19 protein-coding genes are annotated in these 20,788 nt (G+C 74.5%); 4 read left to right on the top strand and 15 right to left on the bottom strand.

Annotated features, from left to right (window positions below; genetic code table 11):
• Nucleotides 1-141: 141 nt before the first annotated feature.
• From AMPC_RS15365 to AMPC_RS15325, 9 genes are all read right to left on the bottom strand, one after another.
• Complete coding sequence (locus AMPC_RS15365; protein WP_248342293.1) at nucleotides 142-1,914, bottom strand: ABC transporter ATP-binding protein; 1,773 nt, start codon at nucleotides 1,912-1,914, stop codon at nucleotides 142-144.
• Between the two features lie 29 nt (nucleotides 1,915-1,943).
• A complete protein-coding gene (locus tag AMPC_RS15360; RefSeq protein ID WP_248342292.1) occupies nucleotides 1,944-2,369 on the bottom strand; it encodes an acyl-CoA thioesterase in 426 nt (141 codons plus the stop codon).
• Between the two features lie 42 nt (nucleotides 2,370-2,411).
• Nucleotides 2,412-2,978: a glycerol-3-phosphate 1-O-acyltransferase PlsY gene (gene plsY / locus AMPC_RS15355; RefSeq protein WP_404800657.1), complete on the bottom strand. Its 567-nt coding sequence runs from the start codon at nucleotides 2,976-2,978 to the stop codon at nucleotides 2,412-2,414.
• A 47-nt stretch (nucleotides 2,979-3,025) separates the two neighbouring features.
• Nucleotides 3,026-3,433 (bottom strand): DUF2752 domain-containing protein, encoded by a 408-nt coding sequence (locus AMPC_RS15350; RefSeq protein ID WP_248342290.1) that lies wholly within the window; start codon nucleotides 3,431-3,433, stop codon nucleotides 3,026-3,028.
• A 3-nt stretch (nucleotides 3,434-3,436) separates the two neighbouring features.
• Entirely contained in the window at nucleotides 3,437-4,453 is a 1,017-nt protein-coding gene (locus AMPC_RS15345) for a YIP1 family protein (RefSeq protein ID WP_248342289.1), read from the bottom strand.
• Nucleotides 4,454-4,580: 127 nt separating this feature from the next.
• Nucleotides 4,581-4,883, bottom strand: a complete 303-nt coding sequence (gene nuoK / locus AMPC_RS15340; RefSeq protein WP_248342288.1) for an NADH-quinone oxidoreductase subunit NuoK — start codon at nucleotides 4,881-4,883, stop codon at nucleotides 4,581-4,583.
• A gap of 3 nt (nucleotides 4,884-4,886) precedes the next feature.
• Nucleotides 4,887-5,375 (bottom strand): NADH-quinone oxidoreductase subunit J family protein, encoded by a 489-nt coding sequence (locus AMPC_RS15335; RefSeq protein ID WP_404800656.1) that lies wholly within the window; start codon nucleotides 5,373-5,375, stop codon nucleotides 4,887-4,889.
• A gap of 20 nt (nucleotides 5,376-5,395) precedes the next feature.
• A complete protein-coding gene (nuoF, locus tag AMPC_RS15330) occupies nucleotides 5,396-6,718 on the bottom strand; it encodes an NADH-quinone oxidoreductase subunit NuoF (RefSeq protein WP_248342286.1) in 1,323 nt (440 codons plus the stop codon).
• A complete protein-coding gene (locus AMPC_RS15325) occupies nucleotides 6,715-7,179 on the bottom strand; it encodes a complex I 24 kDa subunit family protein (RefSeq protein ID WP_248342285.1) in 465 nt (154 codons plus the stop codon). Before AMPC_RS15325 ends, nuoF begins: the two co-directional genes overlap by 4 nt.
• A 195-nt stretch (nucleotides 7,180-7,374) precedes the next feature.
• Here AMPC_RS15325 and AMPC_RS15320 point away from each other — a divergent pair, with 195 nt between their 5' ends.
• Nucleotides 7,375-8,073: a response regulator gene (locus tag AMPC_RS15320; RefSeq protein WP_248342284.1), complete on the top strand. Its 699-nt coding sequence runs from the start codon at nucleotides 7,375-7,377 to the stop codon at nucleotides 8,071-8,073.
• 161 nt (nucleotides 8,074-8,234) lie between these two features.
• Here the strand turns inward: AMPC_RS15320 and AMPC_RS15315 are convergent, their stop codons facing one another.
• The 4 genes from AMPC_RS15315 to purF form a co-directional block, all read right to left on the bottom strand.
• The gene (locus AMPC_RS15315; RefSeq protein WP_248342283.1) at nucleotides 8,235-8,669 is read right to left on the bottom strand and encodes a GNAT family N-acetyltransferase; all 435 of its coding nucleotides are present in this window, start codon (nucleotides 8,667-8,669) and stop codon (nucleotides 8,235-8,237) included.
• An 82-nt stretch (nucleotides 8,670-8,751) separates the two neighbouring features.
• Nucleotides 8,752-9,039 (bottom strand): HU family DNA-binding protein, encoded by a 288-nt coding sequence (locus AMPC_RS15310; RefSeq protein ID WP_248342282.1) that lies wholly within the window; start codon nucleotides 9,037-9,039, stop codon nucleotides 8,752-8,754.
• 155 nt (nucleotides 9,040-9,194) lie between these two features.
• Complete coding sequence (locus AMPC_RS15305; protein WP_248342281.1) at nucleotides 9,195-10,316, bottom strand: hypothetical protein; 1,122 nt, start codon at nucleotides 10,314-10,316, stop codon at nucleotides 9,195-9,197.
• 114 nt (nucleotides 10,317-10,430) lie between these two features.
• Nucleotides 10,431-11,900 (bottom strand): amidophosphoribosyltransferase, encoded by a 1,470-nt coding sequence (gene purF, locus AMPC_RS15300; RefSeq protein WP_248342280.1) that lies wholly within the window; start codon nucleotides 11,898-11,900, stop codon nucleotides 10,431-10,433.
• 35 nt (nucleotides 11,901-11,935) lie between these two features.
• Between purF and AMPC_RS15295 the strand changes: the two genes are divergently transcribed.
• Both AMPC_RS15295 and AMPC_RS15290 read left to right on the top strand, forming a co-directional pair.
• Entirely contained in the window at nucleotides 11,936-13,228 is a 1,293-nt protein-coding gene (locus tag AMPC_RS15295; protein WP_248346338.1) for a neutral/alkaline non-lysosomal ceramidase N-terminal domain-containing protein, read from the top strand.
• A gap of 78 nt (nucleotides 13,229-13,306) precedes the next feature.
• Entirely contained in the window at nucleotides 13,307-13,687 is a 381-nt protein-coding gene (locus tag AMPC_RS15290; protein ID WP_248342279.1) for a response regulator, read from the top strand.
• A gap of 74 nt (nucleotides 13,688-13,761) precedes the next feature.
• Here AMPC_RS15290 and AMPC_RS15285 read toward each other — a convergent pair whose 3' ends face one another.
• A complete protein-coding gene (locus tag AMPC_RS15285; RefSeq protein ID WP_248342278.1) occupies nucleotides 13,762-15,447 on the bottom strand; it encodes a PEGA domain-containing protein in 1,686 nt (561 codons plus the stop codon).
• Between the two features lie 8 nt (nucleotides 15,448-15,455).
• Nucleotides 15,456-17,522, bottom strand: a complete 2,067-nt coding sequence (locus tag AMPC_RS15280) for a hypothetical protein (RefSeq protein ID WP_248342277.1) — start codon at nucleotides 17,520-17,522, stop codon at nucleotides 15,456-15,458.
• A gap of 304 nt (nucleotides 17,523-17,826) precedes the next feature.
• On the opposite strand from AMPC_RS15280, the gene AMPC_RS15275 reads away from it, so the two are divergent.
• Nucleotides 17,827-20,766, top strand: a complete 2,940-nt coding sequence (locus tag AMPC_RS15275) for a PKD domain-containing protein (protein ID WP_248342276.1) — start codon at nucleotides 17,827-17,829, stop codon at nucleotides 20,764-20,766.
• Nucleotides 20,767-20,788 lie beyond the last annotated feature (22 nt).

Here is a 20,788-nt window from a genome sequence, read left to right as displayed (position 1 = left end):
AGGCGGCGGCGCCGCCGCCGAGCTCCACGAGATCGTTCGCGCGTGCGCCCTCCGCCCGCGTCATGGCCCGAAGAAGGTCAGGGCTCGGCGCGCGGGCGCCGTTCGAACGAGGGGAGCTCGCTCGGTGACTGGCATTGCGCCCTACCCGCGCAGCACCTGCCGCTCCACCAGCCGGGCGTAGGCGCCGCCGCGCGAGACCAGCGCGGCGTGGCCGCCCGACTCGATCACCCGGCCGCCGTCGATCACCACCACCCGGTCGGCGCCCACCACCGTGGAGAGCCGGTGGGCGATGACGATCGCGGTGCGGCCGCGCATGAGCCTCGCGAGCGCCTCCTGCACCAGCGCCTCCGAGCCGGCGTCGAGCGCGCTCGTCGCCTCGTCGAGGAGGAGGAGCCGCGGGTCCTTGAGGATGGCCCGGGCGATGGCCACCCGCTGCTTCTGGCCGCCGGAGAGCTGCTGCCCCCGCTCGCCCACGCGCGTGGCGAGGCCGTCGGGGAAGCCCTGGACGAAGTCGAGCGCGTTGGCGCCGGCGAGGGCCTCGCGCACCTCGGCGTCGCTCGCGCCGGGGCGGCCGTAGCGGACGTTCTCGGCGACGCTGGTCGAGAAGAGCACCGGCTCCTGCGACACCACCCCGACCTGGGCGCGCAGCCAGGAGGGATCGAGCTCCCGGAGGTCGTGCCCGTCGAGCGTGACCCGGCCGGCGGAGGGGTCGTAGAGCCGGACCAGGAGCGCGCCGAGCGTGGACTTGCCGGCGCCGGAGGGGCCGACGAGGGCCACCACCTCGCCCGGCTCGACCACCAGCTCGATCCCGTGGAGCACCTCGGCCTCGGGCCGGAGCGGGTACGAGAAGCGGACGTCCTCGAAGGCGACGCGGCCGGCGACGCGCTCGAGCCGGCGCCCGCCCCGCAGCGCCATCGCCGGGGCGCGGTCCACGAGCTCGAAGACCCGCTCGGCGGCCCCCAGCCCGCGCATCGCCTCCGCCCAGTTGTCGGCCAGGGTCCCGAGCCCCATGGCGATGAGCAGCGTGTAGACGAGGAAGGCGGTCAGCGCGCCGGCGGTGAGCGCGCCCTGCGCCACGAGGGCCCCGCCGTAGCCGAGCACCACCGCGATGGCGGCGTAGACGCCGGCGTAGGTGGCGCCCAGGAAGACGGAGCCGGCGAGGACCCGGGCGCGGGCGAGCGCGAAGGCCCGGGCCACGGCGGCGCCGTAGCGGCGGTCCTCGGCGTCCTCGGCGGCGAAGGCCCGGACGGTGCGGATGGCGGAGAGCGACTCCTCGGCGACGTGCCCGGCCTCGGCGAGGGCGTCCTGCGAGCGGCGCGACAGGCCGCGGATCTTCCGCCCGTAGAAGACCGCGCCGAAGGCCACCGCCGGGATGACCGACAGCATCACCGCGGTGAGGCGCGGCGAGGTGTAGACGAGGAGCGCCAGCGCGCCGGCCACCTGCACGCCGTTGCGCAGCGCCATCGAGAGCTGGGACGAGAGGAGCGCCTGCAGCGCGGCGGTGTCGGAGGCGAGCCGGGACTGGAGGGCGCCCGTGCGCTGGCCGTCGAAGAAGGCGACCTCCTGCGAGACCAGCGAGCGGAAGAGCTGCTCGCGCACGCGCCGGACGCCGCGCTCGCCGGCGACGCCGAAGAGCCAGGCCCGGCCGGCCACGGCGAGCCCCTGCAGCACCGCGAGCGCCCCCAGCAGCAGCGCGGCGTCCCGGACCGCGGCCGGGTCGCGCCGGGAGGTGGCGCCGTCCACGATGATCCGGACGCCCTGCGGGTAGGCGAGCGCCGCCAGCGAGCCCACGAGGAGGAGCAGGGTGGCGAGGGCGAGCGCCGGCCGCTCCTCGCGGAACAGCGGCCAGAGGCGGCGGAGGGAGGCGCGGGGGGCGGCGGCGCGGGCGCCGGACGAAAGCTCGGGGGCGGGCAAGGTGCCCTCGTTCTAGCGCCCGCGGGGCCTCAGATCACCCGCCCCGCGCGCGCCTCGATCTCGCGGATGCGCGCCTTGAGCGGCTCCGGGAGCGGCGCCGAGCGGCCGGTCTGGAAGTCGTAGAAGACGAGCACCGCGCTCCCCTCGGCGATGGGCTTGCCGCGCACCTCGAGCCGGTACTGCTGCTCGCAGGAGCTGGTGCCGAGCCGAGCGAAGCGCGCCCCGCACTGCACCACGTCGCCGTAGTGCCCCTCGGCGAGGAACCGGCAGGAGGTCTCGCCGACCACCAGGTTCTGCTCGCCGCGCCCCATGCGGCTGAAGATCCCCACCTCCTCGAAGTAGGCCACCCGCGCCTGCTGGAAGAGCTGGAAGAAGACCACGTTGTTGAGGTGGTTGAAGGCGTCGATGTCCGAGTAGCGGACCTTCTCCTCGACCACCACCGGATAGCCTTCCATGGCCGCTCCCTGGCCCGCCGCGCGCCCGCCCCGGGCGCGCCGCTAGACCTTGATCTCGCGCTTCTGGAAGAGCCTGGCGAGGTTGCCGCGGTGGCGCCAGAAGATGAGCGCGGCGATGAGGAGCGCGCCCCAGGCCACGTCGGTCCCCCACCCGTGCACGAGGATGGCGCCGCCGGCGCAGACGGTGGTGCCGACGAGCGACGACACCGAGGCGATGCGGGTCACCGCGAAGACGACCCCGAAGGACACCAGGGCCGCCAGCGCGGCGAGCGGCGCGAGCACCGCGAAGACGCCGAGCCCGGTGGCGACCCCCTTGCCGCCCTTGAACCGGAGCCAGACCGGGAAGCAGTGGCCCACGAACGCGGCCACGCCCACGTAGAGCTCGAGGTGGCCGGCCGCCGCGTCGCCGTACGAGCCGCGCAGGAGCGAGCGGGTGAGGATCATCGGGAGCGCCGCCTTGCCGGCGTCGAAGAGGAGCGTCACCACCCCCGCGAGCTTGCCGGCCGCGCGCGAGACGTTGGAGGCGCCGATGTTGCCCGACCCGACGGCGCGCACGTCCACTCCGGCGAAGGCGCGCGCCAGGATGAGCCCGAAGGGCACCGAGCCCATCAGGTAGCCCAGGACGACGAGCACGACGGACGTGAGCAGCGGCGGATTCACGGCGACCTCCAGCGGGTGAGACAGAGCCAGGACCAGTTGACGGCGGCGAGCCCGACCAGGGCCGCCGCGAGGGCGCGCTGCGCCGGGCGGGGCAGCGCCGGGAGCGGGCGGCCGGCGGCCCAGGCGGCGAGGGCGGCGGCGCCGAAGGCCCACGCGGCCGCCGCGAGGAGCGCGCCGAGGGGGCTCGCGGCCACCGCCCCGCCCACCGCGCCGTGCGCGAGCCGCACGAAGGCCCGCGTCATGCCGCACGTGGGGCAGGGCCAGCCGGTGAGGGCGAGCAGCGGGCAGCGGAGCCGGAGCGCCAGCACCGGGAAGAAGCGGGCCGCGAGGAAGCTCGAGGCGCCGAGGAGGGCGAAGACCTCGACGTGCCCGAACGGCGGGCGGGCCTCCGCGCGCGACGCCACCGGCTACTCCCCCTGCGACGAGATGGTGCCGAGGCCGGCCAGCATGGTGGCCACCGCGCCGCCGCAGCAGAAGCAGACGAACCCGAGCGGCAGGAGCGCCGCCGCGGCCGCCTTCCCCGGGCCGCAGCGCTGCGTCTCGCCGAGCCCCAGGATGACCGCCCCGAGGAACCAGATGGCCGCCACCGGGTAGCCGCACACCGGGACCGCCTGCAGGACGAAGAGCCCGAAGGCGTACCCGACCGCGGTGAGGGTCGCGTCGAAGCCGCGCGGCGCGGCCCGGAAGAGGAGCAGGAGCAGGTGCATCACGCCGGCGGTGAGGTAGAGCACGAAGAGCGCCGCGAGCGGCGCCATCACCAGCTGCGCCAGCACGCCGGCGAAGGTGGTGCGCGACTTGAGCGCGAGGACGAGCGCGTGGTCCACGCCCATCCGCCCCTGCGGGATCTTCCCCAGCATGTCGTCGAACAGCCCGACCGCCGCGCTCGAGACCGCGTAGCCGTAGAGGGTCTGGAACCAGTTCCCGAGCGTGAGGGCGACGACGCCGAAGAGCACCGCGCTCCGGCTCTCGGCGATGCGCACGTACCGGAAGAACTGGGCCGGGTCGAAGGCCACCAGCTTCCAGGTCTGGACGTAGGAGGCGAGGAAGCCGATCCGGCTGCGGTCCACGAAGGGCGCGCTCCGCTCCCAGCCCGGCGGCGGCGGCGCGACCGGCCGGTGCGGGGCGCTGCCCCACCCGCCCTCGGAGGGCTGGGCGCCGGGCGGGCGGCCCGGGGGAGGCGGCGGGGCGCCCGGGGGGGCGGCCCCGGCCCCGGGCGGCGGGGCGCCGAACCCGGGCGGCGGCGCCGGCGGCGCGCCCCAGCTCGGCGACGAGGTGCCCGGCGCGGGCGGCGCGGGCTGGGCCGGCGGCGCGGCGGGCGCGTTCGGGTCGGAGAGCAGCACCTCCGAGCCGCAGTGCGGGCAGGTCTGGATCCCGAAGCGGTCGGTCGTGAAGGTGTTCTGGCAGCGAGCGCAGCGCGCGAGCATGTGGGCGCCAATCTACACTCGGCGCCGGGGCCGGCGCGCGCGAAAACGGCCGCGCCGCGATGCGCCGGAAGGGGCGCCGCGGCGCGTCGTCGCCGGGGGTGAAGGTCGGGCGGACGCCCGCCGCCCGTCAGTCCCGGAGGACCTTCACCTCGTCCATGTGCAGGGTCCCGCGGGTGCGGTAGATGGCGATGACGATGGCGAGCCCCACCGCGGCCTCGGCCGCCGCCACCGCGATCACGAAGAAGGCGATGGCGTGGCCCGCCATGTTCCCGCCCTGCCGCGCGAAGGTGAGGAAGGTCAGGTTGGCGGCGTTGAGCATCAGCTCGATGCACATGAAGACGATGAGGATGTTCCGCTTCGTCACCACCCCGAACAGGCCGATGGTGAAGAGGATCGCGCCGAGCGCCAGGTAGTAGTTGGAGGGGACCATGGCTCAGATCCTCTGCTTGGCGACGACCACCGCGCCCACGATGGCGACGAGGAGCAGCAAGCTCGTGGCCTCGAACGGCAGGAGGTACTGGGTGAAGAGCAGCCGGCCCACCGCCTTGACGGTGCCGTAGCCCTCGTCCACCTGCGGCATGTAGCGCCCGCCGGAGGCCAGGATGGCCCGGTAGACCACCGCGAACACCCCGATGCACCCCACCGCGCCCACCCCCTGCATCACCTTGAGCCGCGAGACGCCCAGGACCTCGTCCTGCAGCGAGAGCAGCATGATGACGAAGAGGAAGAGCACCATGATGGCGCCCGCGTAGACCAGGATCTGCAGGAAGGCGACCAGGTGCGCCGTGAGGAGCACGTAGATCCCCGCCAGGCAGAAGAAGGCGCCCACCAGGCTCATCGCCGCGGTGATGGGGTTCTTCGCCACCACCACCCCGAGGCTCGAGGCGATGAGCGGGACGGTGAAGATCCAGAAGACTGCCATCTCGGCCTTGTCGCCCATGCCTAGACCCTCATCTCTCCGACGACCGCCTCGCGCGAGTCCTGCGTCAGGCCCCAGGCGTGCTCGCCGTAGGGGCAGCCGCGGTGCTCCACGTGACGCAGGAACTCCGGCTTGAACTTCTTGAGGAAGCTCTGCACCGGCATGGCCGCGGCGTCGCCGAGGGCGCAGATGGTGTTGCCGGCGATCGAGTTCGCCACCTGCTCGAGCCGGTCCACGTCGGCCGCGCTCGCCTCGCCGTGCTCGATCCGGTGGAGGATGCCCTCCATCCACGGGGTGCCCTCGCGACAGGGGGTGCACTGGCCGCAGCTCTCCTCGGCGTAGAACTTGGAGATGCGCGCCAGCGCGCGGACGAGGCAGGTGGACTCGTCCATCACGATGACGCCGCCGGAGCCGGCCATGGTGCCGGCCGCCTTGAGGGCGTCGAACTCCATGGAGACGTCGATCTCGTGAGCCGCGAGCACCGGGGCGGAGCTGCCGCCCGGGATGACCGCCTTCACCGCCCGGCCCCCGACGATGCCGCCGCAGTCCTCCATGATGAGCTTCTTGAGGTTGTAGTGGACCGGCTTCTCGTAGACGCCGGGCCGCACCACGTGGCCGGAGACGCAGAAGAGGCGCGTGCCGCCCGACTTGCCCTGGCCCAGGGCCGCGAAGGCGGCGCCGCCGTTCTGGACGATCCAGGGGACGTTGGCGAGCGTCTCGACGTTGTTGATGATGGTCGGCTTGCCCCAGAGCCCCACCACCGCCGGGAAGGGCGGCTTGAGGCGCGGGTAGCCCTTCTTGCCCTCGAGCGACTCCATGAGGGCGCTCTCCTCGCCGCAGATGTAGGCGCCGGCGCCGCGGTGGACGTGGAGGTCGAGGGCGAAGTCGCGCCCGAGCAGCTTGGGACCGAGGATGCCGGCCGCGTACGCCTCCTGGACGGCGGCGTGGAGGATCTCGGCCTGCCGCTTGAACTCGCCGCGGATGTAGACGTAGGCGAGGTGGATGTCGTTGGCGAAGCAGGCGATGGCGATCCCCTCGATGAGCTGGTGGGGATCGTGGGCGATGATGTAGCGGTCCTTGAAGGTGCCCGGCTCCGACTCGTCGGCGTTGATGCAGAGGTAGCGGGGGCGGATGTCCTTCGGGAGGAAGGACCACTTGAGGCCGGTGGCGAAGCCTGCGCCGCCGCGGCCGCGCAGGTTCGAGGCCTTCACCTCGCTGACGATGGCCGCCGGGTCCATGCCCAGGGCCTTCTCGAGCGCGGCGTAGCCGCCGTCGGCCCGGTAGGAGGCGAGGGTGTGGCTGTCCTTCTTGCCCCAGCGCTTGGAGAGGATCAGGGTGTCGCTCACTTCAGGCCTCCCAGGAGCTTCTCGACCTTCTCCAGCGTGAGCCGCTCGTGCATCTCCTCGTCCACCAGCATGGCGGGGGCCGTGCCGCAGGAGCCGAGGCACTCGACCTCGCGGAAGGTGATCCGGCCGTCGGGGGTGGTGCCGCCGTTCTCGACGCCGAGCTTGCGCTTCACCGCCTCGAAGATCCGCTCCGAGCCGGACAGGCAGCAGCCGATGTTGGTGCAGAGCTCGACCACGTGCCGCCCGTGCGGGTGGGTCTCGAGCATCACGTAGAAGGTGGCGACCTCCTCGGCCCGGGCGGGGGAGGTCCCGAGCCGGTCGGCGCAGAGCTGCTGGACCGCCGGGGAGAGCCAGCCAAAGACCTCCTGGCCGAGCCGGAGGGCCGGGATCATGGCCGCCGCCTGCCGATCCTCGGGGTACCGCTTCAGGATCACCCCCAGCTCGGCATCGAACCGGGACACCTGTTCGGGAGGCAATTCCGCTGCGAGTACGGGCATGTTCCGCGTCGCGCCGGCCATAAGGCTCCGAGATACCTGAGGAAATTGACTGCGCGAAGCTAGTTTGGCCCTCTGAGGTTGTCAATCCGTTTTTCGGGGGGTGTATACTCGCGGGAATTCCCGCACATGGCGCCCAACGACCAGCGACAGCACCCTCGCGTGCCGCTCATCCTCCGGATCGACTATCCGGACCTCCCCGAGCTGCGGGACGCGACCGAGAACCTGTCGGCGAGCGGGCTCTTCATCCGCACCGAGCGCGAGCTGGCGATCGGCGACCGGGTGCCGCTCTCGGTCAGCTTCCCGGGGTTGCTCGAGCCCGTGGCCATCGAGGTGGAGGTGGTGCGCCTGCGCCAGGCGAGCACCGACTTCCCCAAGGGTCTCGCGGTGAGGGTGCCGGAGGACCGGCCGGAGGACCGGCAGAAGCTGGCCCGCCTCGCCGGCTCCGCGCTGACCGTCCCGGCGACCGGGAAGCACGCCTACAACCTGCTGGTGGTCGAGGACAACCCGCTCGTCCTCGAGATGTACCAGCAGGCGATGCGCCGGATCGCGAGCGACGGCGTGGACTTGAAGGTGGACTTCGCCCACGACGGCCGCGAGGCGGCCGCCCGGCTGGAGCGGCTGCCGCGGGTGGACCTGCTCATGGCCGACCTGTACATGCCGGGGATGGACGGCTTCACCCTGGTGGAGCTGGCCCGCAAGAACCCGGCCTGCGCGGGGATGCCCATCGTCGTGATCAGCGCCGGCGGCAAGGCCGCCATGGCGCGGACGGCCCCGCTCGGGGTGGACGTGTTCCTGCAGAAGCCGGTGAAGTTCGGGGACATCATCACGACCCTGCGGTCGCTGCTGCATATTGCCTGAAGCGGCCGGCGCCCGGTTCCGACTGGCCGCCCCTCCCCTGCCCTCCCCGCCCGAGCGGGGAGGGAGCTCCGCGCGGCACCTCCGGCAGCGAGCCCCGCGGTCCCCTCTTCCCCGCTTCCGCGCGAGCGGGGGAGGGACAGGGAGGGGGCGCGACGCGCGGCTCAGAGCCGCTTGCGCATGGTGACGTGAGGGATCCCCGCCTCCTCGTACCGCTCGCCCTCCGGGAGGTAGCCGGCCTTGTCGTAGAAGGGCGCCGCGTGCGCCTGCGCGTGGAGCACGATCTCGCGGAGGCCGCGGGCCCGGGCGATCGCCTCGAGCGCCTCGAGGAGCTTCGCCCCCACGCCCTGGCCGCGGCAGCGGGCGTCCACCGCCATCCGCCCCACCCGCCCGACGCCGGGGGCCTGCACCACCAGGCGGCCGGTCCCGACGCAGGCGCCGCCGTCGTCGAAGGCGACCACGTGGTCGGCGGCCTCGTCGTGCTCGTCGTACTCCAGCTCGGCCGGCACCCGCTGCTCGTCGATGAACACCCGCCGGCGCACCGCCCGGGTGGCCTCGCGCTCCGCCGCCGTCTCCACCGCCTTCACGCGCACCGTCATGCCCCCCATTGTTAGCCAGAAATGGAGGAGGCCCGCCAGATCGCTCCGGCGGGCCTCCCAAAAGCTCGAGCGCTGCGACCGACTACTTCTTGGCCTTCTTGTTGAACACGTCCTTGAGCGCCTTGGACGGGTTCAGCTTGATGGCGGTGCGGGCCGCGATCTTGATCTGCTCGCCCGTGGCCGGGTTGCGGCCCACGCGCGCCTTGCGGTCCACCAGCTTGGCGGCCCCGAGGCCGCCCAGCGGGATCTTGCCCTCGGCCTTGAGCCGCTTGGTGACGATCTCCTCGACCGCCGTGAACACCGCGCGCACCTGGGCCTTCGAGAGATCGGAAGCCTCGGCCACCGCCTGGAAGAACTGAGCCTGCGTCATTTTAGGAAGCCCTCCTTACCCGCCCACCGGCGGCGATTGACAGCCCTGATATCGCTTTCGGATCCGCCCGTCAACTGCCTGACCGCGCGATCGGCCTGCAAAATGGGCCGATCCGCGCGATCGGCCCCCCGGCGACCGGGCCCGCCCCCGGACGCTCAGTGCACCGCGAGGGCCAGCAGGAACTCGCCGAGGATGAGCAGGATGACCGCCAGCTCCATGAGCTGCCCGCGGCTCGTGTCGGCGGCGTCGCCGAGCAGCGCGTTCACGCCCGAGAGGAGCTGCTGCTTGCGCAGCACGGTCTCCTGCCACGCCGGCAGGCGGAAGCGACGGATCGCGCTCTGCCACAGGCGCGCCAGGTAGAAGTCGCCGATGATCTTCACCGCGTTCTCGAGCCGCTCCGTCATCTCGGTGAGCTCGAGGAGCAGCGCCGCGGTGCGCCGCCGCAGCCGCCCGTACCGGCGGGTGAAGACGTTCTGGAAGCGCCCCCCGGCGTCGAGCTCGTCGTAGATGCGTGAGAGCTCGCGGTCGAGGAGAGCGTCGTAGTAGCGGAGCTCGAGCAGGTGGGCGGTCGCGAACTCGAGCAGGTCCGGGATGTCCCCGACCCCGGACGGCTCCAGCACGAAGGCGCTGTTCCAGTCCACCACCGCGAGGTCGTCGGCGAGGTAGCTGAAGCGGTGCTTGAGCACGTCCTCCCGCTCCCCCTCCGAGAGCGGCGTGGCGCTCCCCTCCCCCAGCAGGAGCTTCGCGAGGGGCGCCTCGGCGAGGAGCTCCGCCGCGCCGACCGGGCGGTCGAAGCGGCGCACGAAGAAGACGTGGTAGGTCTCGAGGCCGTCCCACGCGTGCGGCCGCGAGAGGGTGGGCGCGAGGGCGCGGCAGAGCTCGTCGGCCTCGCGGCGCGCCTCGGCGTCGAGCGCCGGGGTGGGCGCCGCGGCGAGCTCCTCGGCGAGCGGGACGAGCGCCTCGAGCGGCGTGCCCGGCGGGATGGGCAGCCGGTAGACCACGCTCACCACCCCGTAGTCGTAGAGCCGGGCCTCGGCCTGGACGACGCGCGGGCCGGAGGAGAGCCGGAGGGTCCGCTCGCCGAGCGCGAGGTGCAGCGGCGGGGCCGGGATCTCGAACGCGGCGGACCCCTGGGCGGTCTCGAGCCTCAGGCGCGAGCGCGGCGCCGCGGCGATCGCCTCCGCCTTCGAGAGGTCGATGGCGTCGGCGACGTCGAAGAGCCGGTAGAGCTGCAGCGCGCCCTCCTGCACGCGCCAGCGATCGGCGGACGAGGTCACGACCCCGAGTGTAGCGCCTCCGGCCGACGGCGCCGCCGCGGAACCCGTCCCGTGCGGGCCCAGGCGCCCGGCGATCCCGGGACCGGGCCGGGCGGGGACCGCTTCGCGAGCTCGTCAGGCCCCGACGACGCGCAGCCCGGCGCCGCGCGGCTCGCGCTGCCGCGGGAACTGCACCAGGTAGTCGCCGGAGAAGCAGGCGTCGCAGTAGCCCTGGCGCGACTCGCCCACCGCCCGGTAGAGCCCTTCGAGCGTGAGGTAGCCGAGGCTGTCGGCGGTGACGTACTTCGCGATCTCCTCCACGCTGTGGGTGGAGGCGATGAGCTCCTGCCGGGTCGGCGTGTCCATGCCGTAGTAGCAGGGCCACGCCGTCGGCGGCGAGCTGATGCGCAGGTGGACCTCGCTCGCGCCGGCGTCGCGGATCATCTTCACGATCTTGCGGCTGGTGGTGCCGCGGACGACCGAGTCGTCCACCACCACCACCCGCTTGCCGCGCAGCACGTCCTTGAGCGCGTTCAGCTTCAGCTTCACGCCGAAGTGGCGGATCGACTGCTGCGGCTCGATGAAGGTCCGCCCGACGTAGTGCGAGCGGACGAGGCCGGTGGCGAACGGGATCCCGCTCTCCTCGGCGTAGCCGATGGCCGCCGGGACGCCGGAGTCCGGCACCGGGATGACGAGGTCGGCCGGGACCGGGTGCGAGGTGGCGAGCTCGCGGCCGAGCGCGTGGCGAACCGAGTAGACCGACCGGCCGAACAGCACCGAGTCGGGCCGGGCGAAGTAGATGTGCTCGAAGACGCAGCGCCCCTGCCGCTCCGGGCGGGCCTGGCCCGGGAAGAGCGGCTCGGAGCGGAGCCCCTTGCCGTCGAGGACCACCAGCTCGCCCGGCTCGACCTCGCGGACGTACTCGGCCTCGATGAGGTCGAGCGCGGTGGTCTCGCTGGCGAGGACCCAGCTCCCCTTGAGCTTGCCGATCACCAGCGGCCGGAAGCCGAGCGGGTCGCGCGCGCCGACGATGGCCTGCTGGGAGAGGAAGAGGATCGAGTAGGCGCCGGCCACGCGGGCGAGCGCGGCGCGGGCCTCGGCCACCAGCCGGTCCACCGGGTCGGCCGGGGCGGAGCCCGCCGAGCGGGCCCGGGCCATGAGGTGGACCACCACCTCGGTGTCGCTCGTGGTCTGGAAGATGGAGCCCGACTGCTCGAGCTCGGCCCGCAGCTCCTCGGCGTTCACGAGGTTGCCGTTGTGGGCCACCGCCACCGCCCCGCCGGCGTACTGCACGGCGATGGGCTGGGCGTTCCTCACGTGGCTCGCCCCGGCGGTCGAGTAGCGCACGTGGCCGATGGCGGCGCCGCCCTTCAGGCGGCCCAGCACCTCGGCGTTGAAGATGTCGGCCACGTGGCCCATCTCGCGGTGGGCGTGGAGGGTGGTGCCGTCGGTCGAGACGATGCCGGCGGCCTCCTGCCCGCGGTGCTGCAGCGCGTGCAGTCCGAGGTAGGTGAAGTTGGCGGCCTCTTCGGACTGGCCCAGGGCCCAGATCCCGAAGACGCCGCACTCGTCCTTGAGCTTGTCATACACGGCGTCGTAAGCCATGGCGGGTTGCGCAGTATAACGGTTGACGCTTGAAAATGCTTCTCGCCAGGACGCTGCTCTTCGTCGCGGCCCTCGCCGCCGCGGCGGCCGCGATCGTGGCCGCCGGTTCGCTGCGGTGGCGGCCCGCCGAGCGGCCGGGCGCCCCGCGCCTCGTGCAGCGGGCGAGCGGGGGCGGCCCGCTCCTCGCCGGCGTGGCCGAGCTGCCGCTCGACCCGCGCCCGGACGCGCCCATCGCCGGGTTTCCCCGGCTGCGCTGGGCCGCCCGCGGGGTGCGGGATCCGGTGGGGGTCCGCGCGCTCGTGCTCGAGGAGCCCGGCTGCCGGGTGGCGCTCGTCTCGGCCGAGCTGCTGCTCGTCCCCGCCGAGCTCTCGGGCGCCGTGCGCGAGCGGGTCCGCGACCTCGGCCTCGACGCGGTGGTGGTCGCGGCGACCCACACCCACTCCGGCCCGGGCGGCTTCTGGGACAGCGCGCTCGCCGAGGCGTTCGCGACCGGGCCGTACGAGCGCCGGGAGCTCGAGGCCCTCGTGGAACGGATCGCGGCGGCGGTCCGGGCCGCGCACGCCGCCCGCGCCCCGGCGCTGCTCTCCACCGCGCGGGCCGACGCGCCGGGGCTCGTGCACAGCCGCGAGTACCTGCGCCCGGTGACCGCGCGGCTCACCGGGTTCCGGCTGGCGCGCCCGGACGGCGCCCTCCTCGCCCAGGTGCTCGTCTACCCTTCGCACGCGACCATCCTCGGCGCCGACAACCACCGGCTCTCGGGCGACTGGCCCGGGGCGCTGATGCGCTCGCAGCCCGCGCCGACCCTCTTCTTCCAGGGAGCGCTCGGGGACGCGACGCCGCACCTCGGCGACGCGGTGAAGCTCACCCCGGAGCTCTACGCCCGGGCGGTGCAGTCGAAGGTGGCGGAGCTCGCCTGGAGCGGGCCCGAGGCGCGGCCGGCGCTGGCGCTCTCGGAGGTCCGCATCGCGCTCCCGCCCCCCGATCCGGCCGCGGCGCCGCGCCGGCTGGCGCAGCTGGCGCGGAACGTCGCCTGGGGGCTGTTCCCGGCCGAGGCGCCGGTCACGGCGCTGCGGCTCGGCCCCCTCGCGCTCCTCTTCACGCCCAGCGAGCCGGTGATGGAGGTGGGCGAGCAGTGGCGCGCCCGCGCCGCCCCGGAGGCCGAGATCGTGTCCCTCGCCGACGACTACGCCGGGTACGTGGAGACCCCCGAGCGGATGGCGCTGCGCCACGGCGAGACCGAGCGCACCTACTACGGGCCAGGGCTCGCGGAGCGGCTCGGACGCGCCGTCGAATCGGCCTGGGGGGCGCTGCCGCCGGCGCGACGCTGACCCGGTGGCGGAGTCCCAAACGGCACCGGATCCCGCTTACCTTTGACACTCCGCTCCCGGGAGAGTAGTCGAGCGCCAATGCCCTCACCCCGCGTGCTGATCGTGGACGACAGCCAGGAGCTGCGGAGCGCGCTTTCGGACACTCTCCGGGCGAGCGGCTTCGAGGCGTCCACGGCGTCGGACGGCGCCGAGGCGCTGCGGACGATCGAGGACGGCGCCCGGCCGGACGTGATCCTGCTCGACCTGCTCATGCCCGGGATGGACGGGGCGCAGTTCCTGGAGCAGCTGCGGGCGAGCCCGAAGAACCGCGACATCGCCATCGTCGTGGTGACCGGGGTGGCCTCGGCGCACGTCCGCAAGCTCCTGCAGGCCGACGCGTTCCTGTTCAAGCCGTTCACGCCCGACGAGCTGACGAGCGTGGTGCGCCGGGTGCACGAGCGCTCCCGCCCCCCGCGCTAGGGAGCGCGCTTCGCGCCCCGTGGGCCGTGCGGGCCCGCCGCGACACGCCGCGACACGCCGCGACACGCCGCGGGTCACCTCGCGCCGGCCGGAGCCGGCTCCGCGGAGAGCCAGCCCAGCACGCCGGCCGTCGCCGCGAGCGCCACCGAGGAGCCGGCGCTCGCCCAGGCCATCCGTCGCGCCCGGTCTCCTTCGCCCAGCGCGTCGTGGTAGCGCGCCGGGTCGGCCCCCGCCGCGAGCAGGCCGTCGGCGCGGACCATCGCGTTGGCGCGATCGTAGGCGCTCGCGGCCGCGAGCCCCTGCCAGGAGGCCACCCCGGCCATCCCGAGCGCCAGCGCCCCCGAGATCCACGCGGCCGGGCGCAGCCACCCCGAGCGCCGGGCCGCCGGCGCGGCGGCGGGGACCGGCGGTGGCGCGGCGGCGCGCAGATCGGAGGCGGTGGGCGGGTCGGGCGCGGGAGCGAGCGCGGCGGGGAGCGTCGAGGGCGGGGGTGCCGTGGCCGGGAGGGTCGCGGGCGGGACCGTCGCGGCGGCCGCGGCGGCCGCGGCGACGGAGGCCGCGGGGAGCGCGACGAGGACGGGCCCGGCCGAAGGCGCCCGCGCGCTCGCGGGAGGCAGCTCGAGCGGCACCGGCTCCGGAGCAGGCGCGCGCAACGGCGCCGAGAGCGCCGGGTCGGAGGCGGCGCGGGAGTGCCCGGCGGCCGGCGCCGCGGCCGGCGCGGTCACCTCGAGCCCCTCCACCCGCTCTCCCGTGAGGAGGAACCGGGCGAGCGCGCGGAGCGCCGGGGCGGCGTCGGCGCCGGGGGGCCGCCGCACGCGCGCCTCCCGGAGCACCGCGCCGCTGCGCACCTCGTGGAGCGAGGCCGCGAGCGCGGGCGGCCCGTCCCCGGCCGCGGCAGCGAGCGCCACGACCCGGTCCACCCCGAGCCGCGCGCCCAGCTCCCGCAGCGCCTCGGGCCGGCCGGAGGGCGCCAGCGCCAGGCCGGGGCCGGCGTCGAGCCGCACGGCGTCCGAGAGCGCGAAGTCGAGCTCCACCCGCCCGTCGGCGGTGCGCAGGTCCACGGCCGCGGTCGGGGCGCGCAGGCCGCCGCTCGTCCCGCCCACGCGGTAGCGGCCCGCGGGCAGCGTCACCGTCACGGGCGTCACCCCGATCGACTTGCCGTTCACGAAGACCGCGCCGGGGCGGCCGGAGGAGGTGACCGCGAGCCGGCGGGAGGGGCGCGAGCGGAGCTTCTGGCGGGCGTCGTCGAAGACGCGCCGGTAGCTCGGCGCGTAATCGTCCGGGTCGGGCGCGAAGCGCGGCTCCACCGCGAGCAGCCGCTCCATGGCCGCGCGCGCGTCGGCCCAGCGCCCCAGGGTTCCCTCGGCGTGGGCGAGGCGCAGCACCGCCCGCGTCCACTGCTCGTAGGCCTCCGGCCCCTCCGGCAGCGACTCCAGGTCGGAGACGAGCGCGCGCCAGGCGCGGGCGGACCGCGCGTAGTCGCCGGACAGGTAGGCCTGGACCGCCGCGCCGGCGGCGCGATCGAGCTCGGCGAGCCGCGCGGCGGGCGGCTCCCCCGCGAGCCGGCTCCGCAGCGCGCTCGCCTCGAGCACGGCCGAGGAGCGCGCGCGGCACTCCTCCCGGAGCGCGCCGGCAAGCCGGGCGAGCTCGCGGTCGGGGCCCGCCGGCGCGTCGCCGACGGCGAGCACCGCCGTGACGACCTCCTCGGCCCGGGCCTCCGGCGAGGCGGCGGCGACCCCGAGCGCGAGGGCGAGCGGCAACGCGCGCCTCACGGCCGGGGCCCCCGCGCGTTCCCGGTGTTCTGGGCGTCGTGGTGGGCGCGCGGCCAGGGGGAGGCCGGGTCGAGCTGGCCGTCCACGGTCACCGCGTAGAGGTTGCCGTCGGAGCAGCCGAAGTAGGCGGTGCTGAGGATGCGGCCCGACTGCCCGGGCGCGGTGTAGACGTTCCCCTCGCGCAGGTCCTGCCCCGGCGCGAGCGCGCCGGACCAGAGCACCGTCCCCGCCCCGGTGACGGCCACGAGCCGGCCGTCCGCGGTCGTGACCAGGATGTCGGCGTCGCCGCCGGAGAGGAGCAGCGGGGCGCGCAGTGGGGCGCCCAAGCTCGGCTCGGTGGCCCAGACCTTCACGCCGGCCGGGGTGTAGCGGTGGAGGACGCCGGCCTCGTCGCCGAAGATGATGTCGCCGTTGGCGGCGACGACGGGGGAGCTGGTGATGGGGGAGCCTACGGTCTGTCTAACCACGCTACCTGAAACGCTTACCCCGTAGAGGGTGCCATCTGTTCCTGGAACCCAGGATGTTCCCGCTGCGTTTACCGCGCATTCCGCTCGCGCTTCGTAAAGCGACGCAACAGCGCCGAGCACTCGAAAGCCCGCAGAAAACTCCTCTCTATAGAGAGTTCCGCCGGAAGTAACTCCAATGACGTGGTCGTTGCCATCGATGCTGGGCCCGCTGACCAGAGGATCCGTCACACCACTCGGCGCGCATTTGATCGCCTTGTCGACAGCAGTAAAGACTCCATCGGAGGAGGTCGTGAAGGCCAGCTCCGCACCGCCGTAGGTCAGTGCCGGAGATCCCTTTACCGGCCCGCCCGTATCGCACCCCCTCGCCCCCTCCACGCCGTTCAGGATCTTCGTCCCCGCGAGATCGACCGCGTAGACGCGACCGTCCTCCGAGCCGACCCAGATCGCGCTGGCGCCGACGCTCGGCGGCGCGGTGACGAACCCGCCGCGCAGGGCCGGATCCACGCCGAGGCTCAACAGCCAGCGGTCGGTACCGTCGGGCCAGAGGCCGACGAGCTGGCGCACCGTCCCGGCCAGGCCGGCCACCAGCGAGCCGTCGGGCAGGATCGCGGGCGTCGTGACGGGCGCGCCGAGCTGGCGCTGCCAGGCCAGCCGATCCACCCAGACCCAGTTGTCGAGGACGCTCGCGTTCCCCAGCGAGTCCCGGGCGGTGACCCGGACGATCGCCGGGCCCCGGAGCGCCGGGAACGGAAGATCGCGGAGCGAGAAGGTGACCGCGTAGCCATCCCCGGAAGGCGCGAGCGGCAAGACGCGCGCGTAGCCGTCGAGCGAGATCGCCGCCTCGGCGCCCACGAGGTGCGGGTCGGTGATCTGCTCGCGGACGGTCACCACCGACGTGGGGGTGCAGGGATCGGTCTCGCAGCCGGCGGTCACCGTCGTCTGGCGCGGACCCGCGGCGTCCGCCTGCACGGTGATGCTCCGGCGCTGCTCGCCGGCGGGGCCCTGGGCCACGACCGTGACCGTCACCGGGCTCTCCACCGCGTTCGGGATGGGGAGCTCGAAGGTCCAGGAGGACGCGAGCCCGTCGGAGCCGGCGAGGCTCATCCGGACGGCGCCGTTGGCGACGGGGCTGGCGAGGAACGTCACCGAGGGCGGCGCGACCTCGGCGTTGCCCCGCACGACCAGGACCTGCAGCCGGAGGGACGCGCCGACGAGCGCGCCGTCGGCCGGGGAGAGGATCGCGACGGTGTAGGCGTCGGCGCAGGTGAGCGCGGCGGTGCAGACCTGCCCCGCGCCGCACGCCGGTTCACAGGTCCTGGGGCCGCCGTCGGGCTGTCCCGTCCCGCCGTCCGTCGTCCCGCCGTCGGTCCCACCGTCCGTCGGCGGAGCGCCGGCGTCCGCGCCGCCGTCGCTGCTCGCTCCACCGTCGGGCTCGCCGCCGTCGCCGGAGGCGAGCGGCACGCAGGTGCCGGCGGGCGCCGGCGCGCAGCGCTGGCCCGCGGGACAGTCGGAGTCCGCGGCGCAGCCCGCCGGGTCCGCGGAGCGGCCGCAGGCGGCGGTCAGGAGGACCAGGAGCAGCGCGCGACGGATCTTCATTCGATTCCCCCGACTGTTGCGACCGGCGGGTCGCCGGGCGCGATGGAGATTGCGAAAGGCCTGCCAGTCACCGCGCCAGCGTCCCTGCGCGCCCCGGGCCCGGTATCGGTCCGCGCGACGGACCACAGGTCCGCGAAACGGCCATTCGCGGGCCTGAGAGCCCGTTCTGCTCGAACCAAAGCTGCTGGTACGCCCCTCGCATTGACCCGCGATGATGACTCACCGTCAATCATCGCTTGATCTCAAAGTGAACGTCAGCGTATTGGGATCCAAACGACCGGAGCAAGTACAAAGGGAGCTCGAGATGACGAGTCCGGGGGGACTTCGGGCGCGCGCCGCCGGCGTGTGCCTCTTCGCCCTGCTCGCGGCCTGCGGCAGCGGCGAGCGGCAGCTCAAGACCTGCACCACCGACGCCGACTGCGGCGCGGGCGTGTGCTTCAGCGGCGTCTGCGCCGCCGACAACGCGCCTTCGGCCGCGATCGGCGGCGCCCCGTCGAGCGGCCTCGCCGCCGGGGAGCAGCTCGTCCTCGACGGCACCGGGAGCAGCGATCCGGATCGCGGCGATGCGGTCACGGCCTACGCCTGGTCGGTGACCGGCGGGGATTGCGCCGCGGTCCCTTCCTGGAGCACGCAGCCCAGGCTCGACACGGTCTTCTCGTGCACGGGCACGTACACCGTCGCCCTGGTGGTGACCGACGCGCACGGGCGCCAGAGCGCGCCGGCCAGCGTGGTGCTCGCGGTGTCGGCCTCCGGCAGCGGGACCACGGGCGGCACCAACTCCAACCCCTCGACCGACGTGCCGCCGCCCACGGTGGCGGCGGGCGACGACCTCGCGCTCGAGCACACCTGCCAGGGCAGCCCGCTCGTCTGCACGCCGGTCACCGACAGCGGCTCGCAGGTGGTCCGGCTCTCGGCCGCCGGGCACGACGCCTACGGCGAGCCGGTGAGCTACCACTGGAGCTACGAGCCGCCGGCGGGGCTGAGCGGGCTCCCCGCGCCCAAGGTGGAGTTCTTCGGGGGCACCGAGGGGGCGCAGGCCGAGGTGCGCATCAGCACCGCCGGGACGCCGCTCTCTGGTGATTGGCGCTTCTTCGTGACCGTGACCGACGCCCGGGGCAAGCGGGCGAGGGACGAGGTGGTGGTCACGGTCAAGGACCGGCCGGTCCGCGCCGGCGCGGGCTCGCAGCTCGCCGTGCCCCACCATTACGACCCGGCGGCCCGCCGGTACGTCGCGGAGGGGACCGCGCCCGTCCAGTTCACCGAGCCCGACGGCGACACCCTCCGGTTCACTGCCGCGCTCGAGACCTCCCGGCCGACCTCCTGCACCCTCGCCACCGACGCCGCCGCGGGCGGCATGCACTTCCGCGTCGAGTGCCCGACGCTGGCCGAGCTGACGCAGGGCGATCTCACGCACGTGCTCGCGTTCACGGGCACCGACCCCGCCGGCAGCTCCGCCACGACGCGCTTCCCGCTCACGGTGCTCGATCAGGTCCCGACCGCCAGCTCGCCGCAGGCCGGCACCACGCTCTCGCCCACCCATTCCTACGACGCCCAGAGCCGCCGCTACTGGTCCGAGATCGCGGTGGACGTGACGGCCTCGGATCCCGAGGGCGACCCGACCACGCTCGGCTGGTCGCTCCAGTCCGCGCGGGCGACCGGCTGCGCGCTGGAGCCGTCCGTCACCGATGGCCACGCGGTCGTCCGGATCGGCTGCGCCGACCTGCGGGACCTCGTGGGGACCGACGTCCGGCATGTCGTCGTGGCGTCGGTGAGCGACGGCGACCTCGCGATCCAGCTCGCCTTCCACCTGAGCCCGCAGAACTCCGCGCCGCGGGTGAGCGAGGGAGTCGCGCAGTCGCTCCCGCACGCCTACGACCCCGTCCGGCAGCGGTACACGACCGAGTTCTCGGCGCCGCTGGCCGCCTCCGATCCCGACGGCGATCCGCTCACGGTGACCTGCGCCGACGAGCCGAGCCGGGCCCACGCCTGTGCCTTCGTGGCGACCGTCGAGGGCGGCGCGGTCCATGTCCAGCTGGCCTGCCAGGACCCGCTGGAGCTCACGGGCGCGGTGGCCCACGTCACGGCGTGCACCGTCGGCGACGGCTCGGGCGCCACCGCGAGGTCCACCTTCCCGATGCTCGTCGGCAACCGCCCTCCCGTCGTCACCGCGCCCCCGCTCGCGGCCTTCGACCACTTCGTGGACCTCCCCGGCGCGCCTCGCAGCTACCGCGTGCAGGGATCGCAGCCGCTGCAGGTCGTCGATCCCGACGGCGATCCGGTGACGAGCGACTTCCAGGTGGAGGTGGACGCGGCCTGGGCGCCCCACGCGGCGGCCGCCGTCTCCGCCGGCGGCGACTTCCAGCTCGAGGTCCCGATCGCGTGGCCCGGGGAGCTCCGCCACGCCGACGACAGCTCGCCCTTCACGCTCGTCTCCACCGGCCGCGATCCCTGGGAGGCGGTCCAGGTGCGGACCTCGGTCCGCGTGAAGGACCGGGCTCCGGTGCTCACGACCGCCTCGCCGAGCGTGGTCCCGGTCGCGCACAGCTACGACGGGACCGGCTACCGGACGCAGCCCGAGCTCGTCTCCGGCATCTGGATCGATCCCGACGGCGACCCGCTCCAGGCTGCGGCCACCTCGAGCGGGGTCTGCGCGCGGATGGGCGTGGTCGCCTCCGGCGGCGGCTACCAGGTGACCGGCGCCTGCGACCTCGCCTGGTCGGTCGCCCAGGGCGGCCTGCCGCCCCTCGCCACCTTCGCCCAGGCGCAGCCGCTGAGCTACGCCGTCCAGGACGCGTGGGGCCTGGGCGGCGCGGGCTCCACCACCCTCGCCGTGCTCGATCGCGCGCCGGGCGCCACCCTCGCCTTCTCCGCCTGCGTCCCGCGGACCAGCAGCTGCCGCGCCTACGACCCGGGCAGCCTGCAGCTCGAGACCTGGACGGAGAAGGCCGCCTCGAGCTTCACCGGGACCCCGGTGGGCAGCGACCCCGATGGCGATCCCGTCCAGGTGACCTGGAAGGCGACCGTGGCCGACGCCCAAGTGCCCGGCGCGACCTGCGTCCCCGTAGGCGGCACGAGCGCCACCTGCGCCCCGGGCGCACCGTGCGCCTCCCTCTCGATGGGCGGCTGCGAGGTGCACCTCACCCAGGGCAACTGCCAGGCCGAGGTGGCCGGCACGACCGGGATCGAGGTCACCGATGGCGTCGTCGGCCTGAGCGTCACCGCGCCAACCCCGACCTGCCCCTGATCAGGCCGGGACCGGGCGCCGG

It is taken from the genome of Anaeromyxobacter paludicola (assembly GCF_023169965.1).
GTDB classification, from domain to species: Bacteria; Myxococcota; Myxococcia; order Myxococcales; family Anaeromyxobacteraceae; genus Anaeromyxobacter_B; species Anaeromyxobacter_B paludicola.
Note: the sequence above shows the minus strand (reverse complement) of the source record. Positions and strands in the feature narration are given on the sequence as shown.

What these genes read in the sequence shown, in the direction of transcription:
- AMPC_RS15360 (WP_248342292.1), bottom strand. Translation starts at nt 2,369, where the DNA reads ATGGAAGGCTATCCGGTGGTGGTCGAGGAGAAGGTCCGCTACTCGGAC.
- plsY (WP_404800657.1), bottom strand. Translation starts at nt 2,978, where the DNA reads ATGGGCTCGGTGCCCTTCGGGCTCATCCTGGCGCGCGCCTTCGCCGGA.
- AMPC_RS15345 (WP_248342289.1), bottom strand. Translation starts at nt 4,453, where the DNA reads ATGCTCGCGCGCTGCGCTCGCTGCCAGAACACCTTCACGACCGACCGC.
- nuoK (WP_248342288.1), bottom strand. Translation starts at nt 4,883, where the DNA reads ATGGTCCCCTCCAACTACTACCTGGCGCTCGGCGCGATCCTCTTCACC.
- AMPC_RS15335 (WP_404800656.1), bottom strand. Translation starts at nt 5,375, where the DNA reads ATGGCAGTCTTCTGGATCTTCACCGTCCCGCTCATCGCCTCGAGCCTC.
- AMPC_RS15315 (WP_248342283.1), bottom strand. Translation starts at nt 8,669, where the DNA reads ATGACGGTGCGCGTGAAGGCGGTGGAGACGGCGGCGGAGCGCGAGGCC.
- AMPC_RS15310 (WP_248342282.1), bottom strand. Translation starts at nt 9,039, where the DNA reads ATGACGCAGGCTCAGTTCTTCCAGGCGGTGGCCGAGGCTTCCGATCTC.
- purF (WP_248342280.1), bottom strand. Translation starts at nt 11,900, where the DNA reads ATGGCTTACGACGCCGTGTATGACAAGCTCAAGGACGAGTGCGGCGTC.
- AMPC_RS15295 (WP_248346338.1), top strand. Translation starts at nt 11,936, where the DNA reads ATGCTTCTCGCCAGGACGCTGCTCTTCGTCGCGGCCCTCGCCGCCGCG.
- AMPC_RS15290 (WP_248342279.1), top strand. Translation starts at nt 13,307, where the DNA reads ATGCCCTCACCCCGCGTGCTGATCGTGGACGACAGCCAGGAGCTGCGG.
- AMPC_RS15280 (WP_248342277.1), bottom strand. Translation starts at nt 17,522, where the DNA reads ATGAAGATCCGTCGCGCGCTGCTCCTGGTCCTCCTGACCGCCGCCTGC.
- AMPC_RS15275 (WP_248342276.1), top strand. Translation starts at nt 17,827, where the DNA reads ATGACGAGTCCGGGGGGACTTCGGGCGCGCGCCGCCGGCGTGTGCCTC.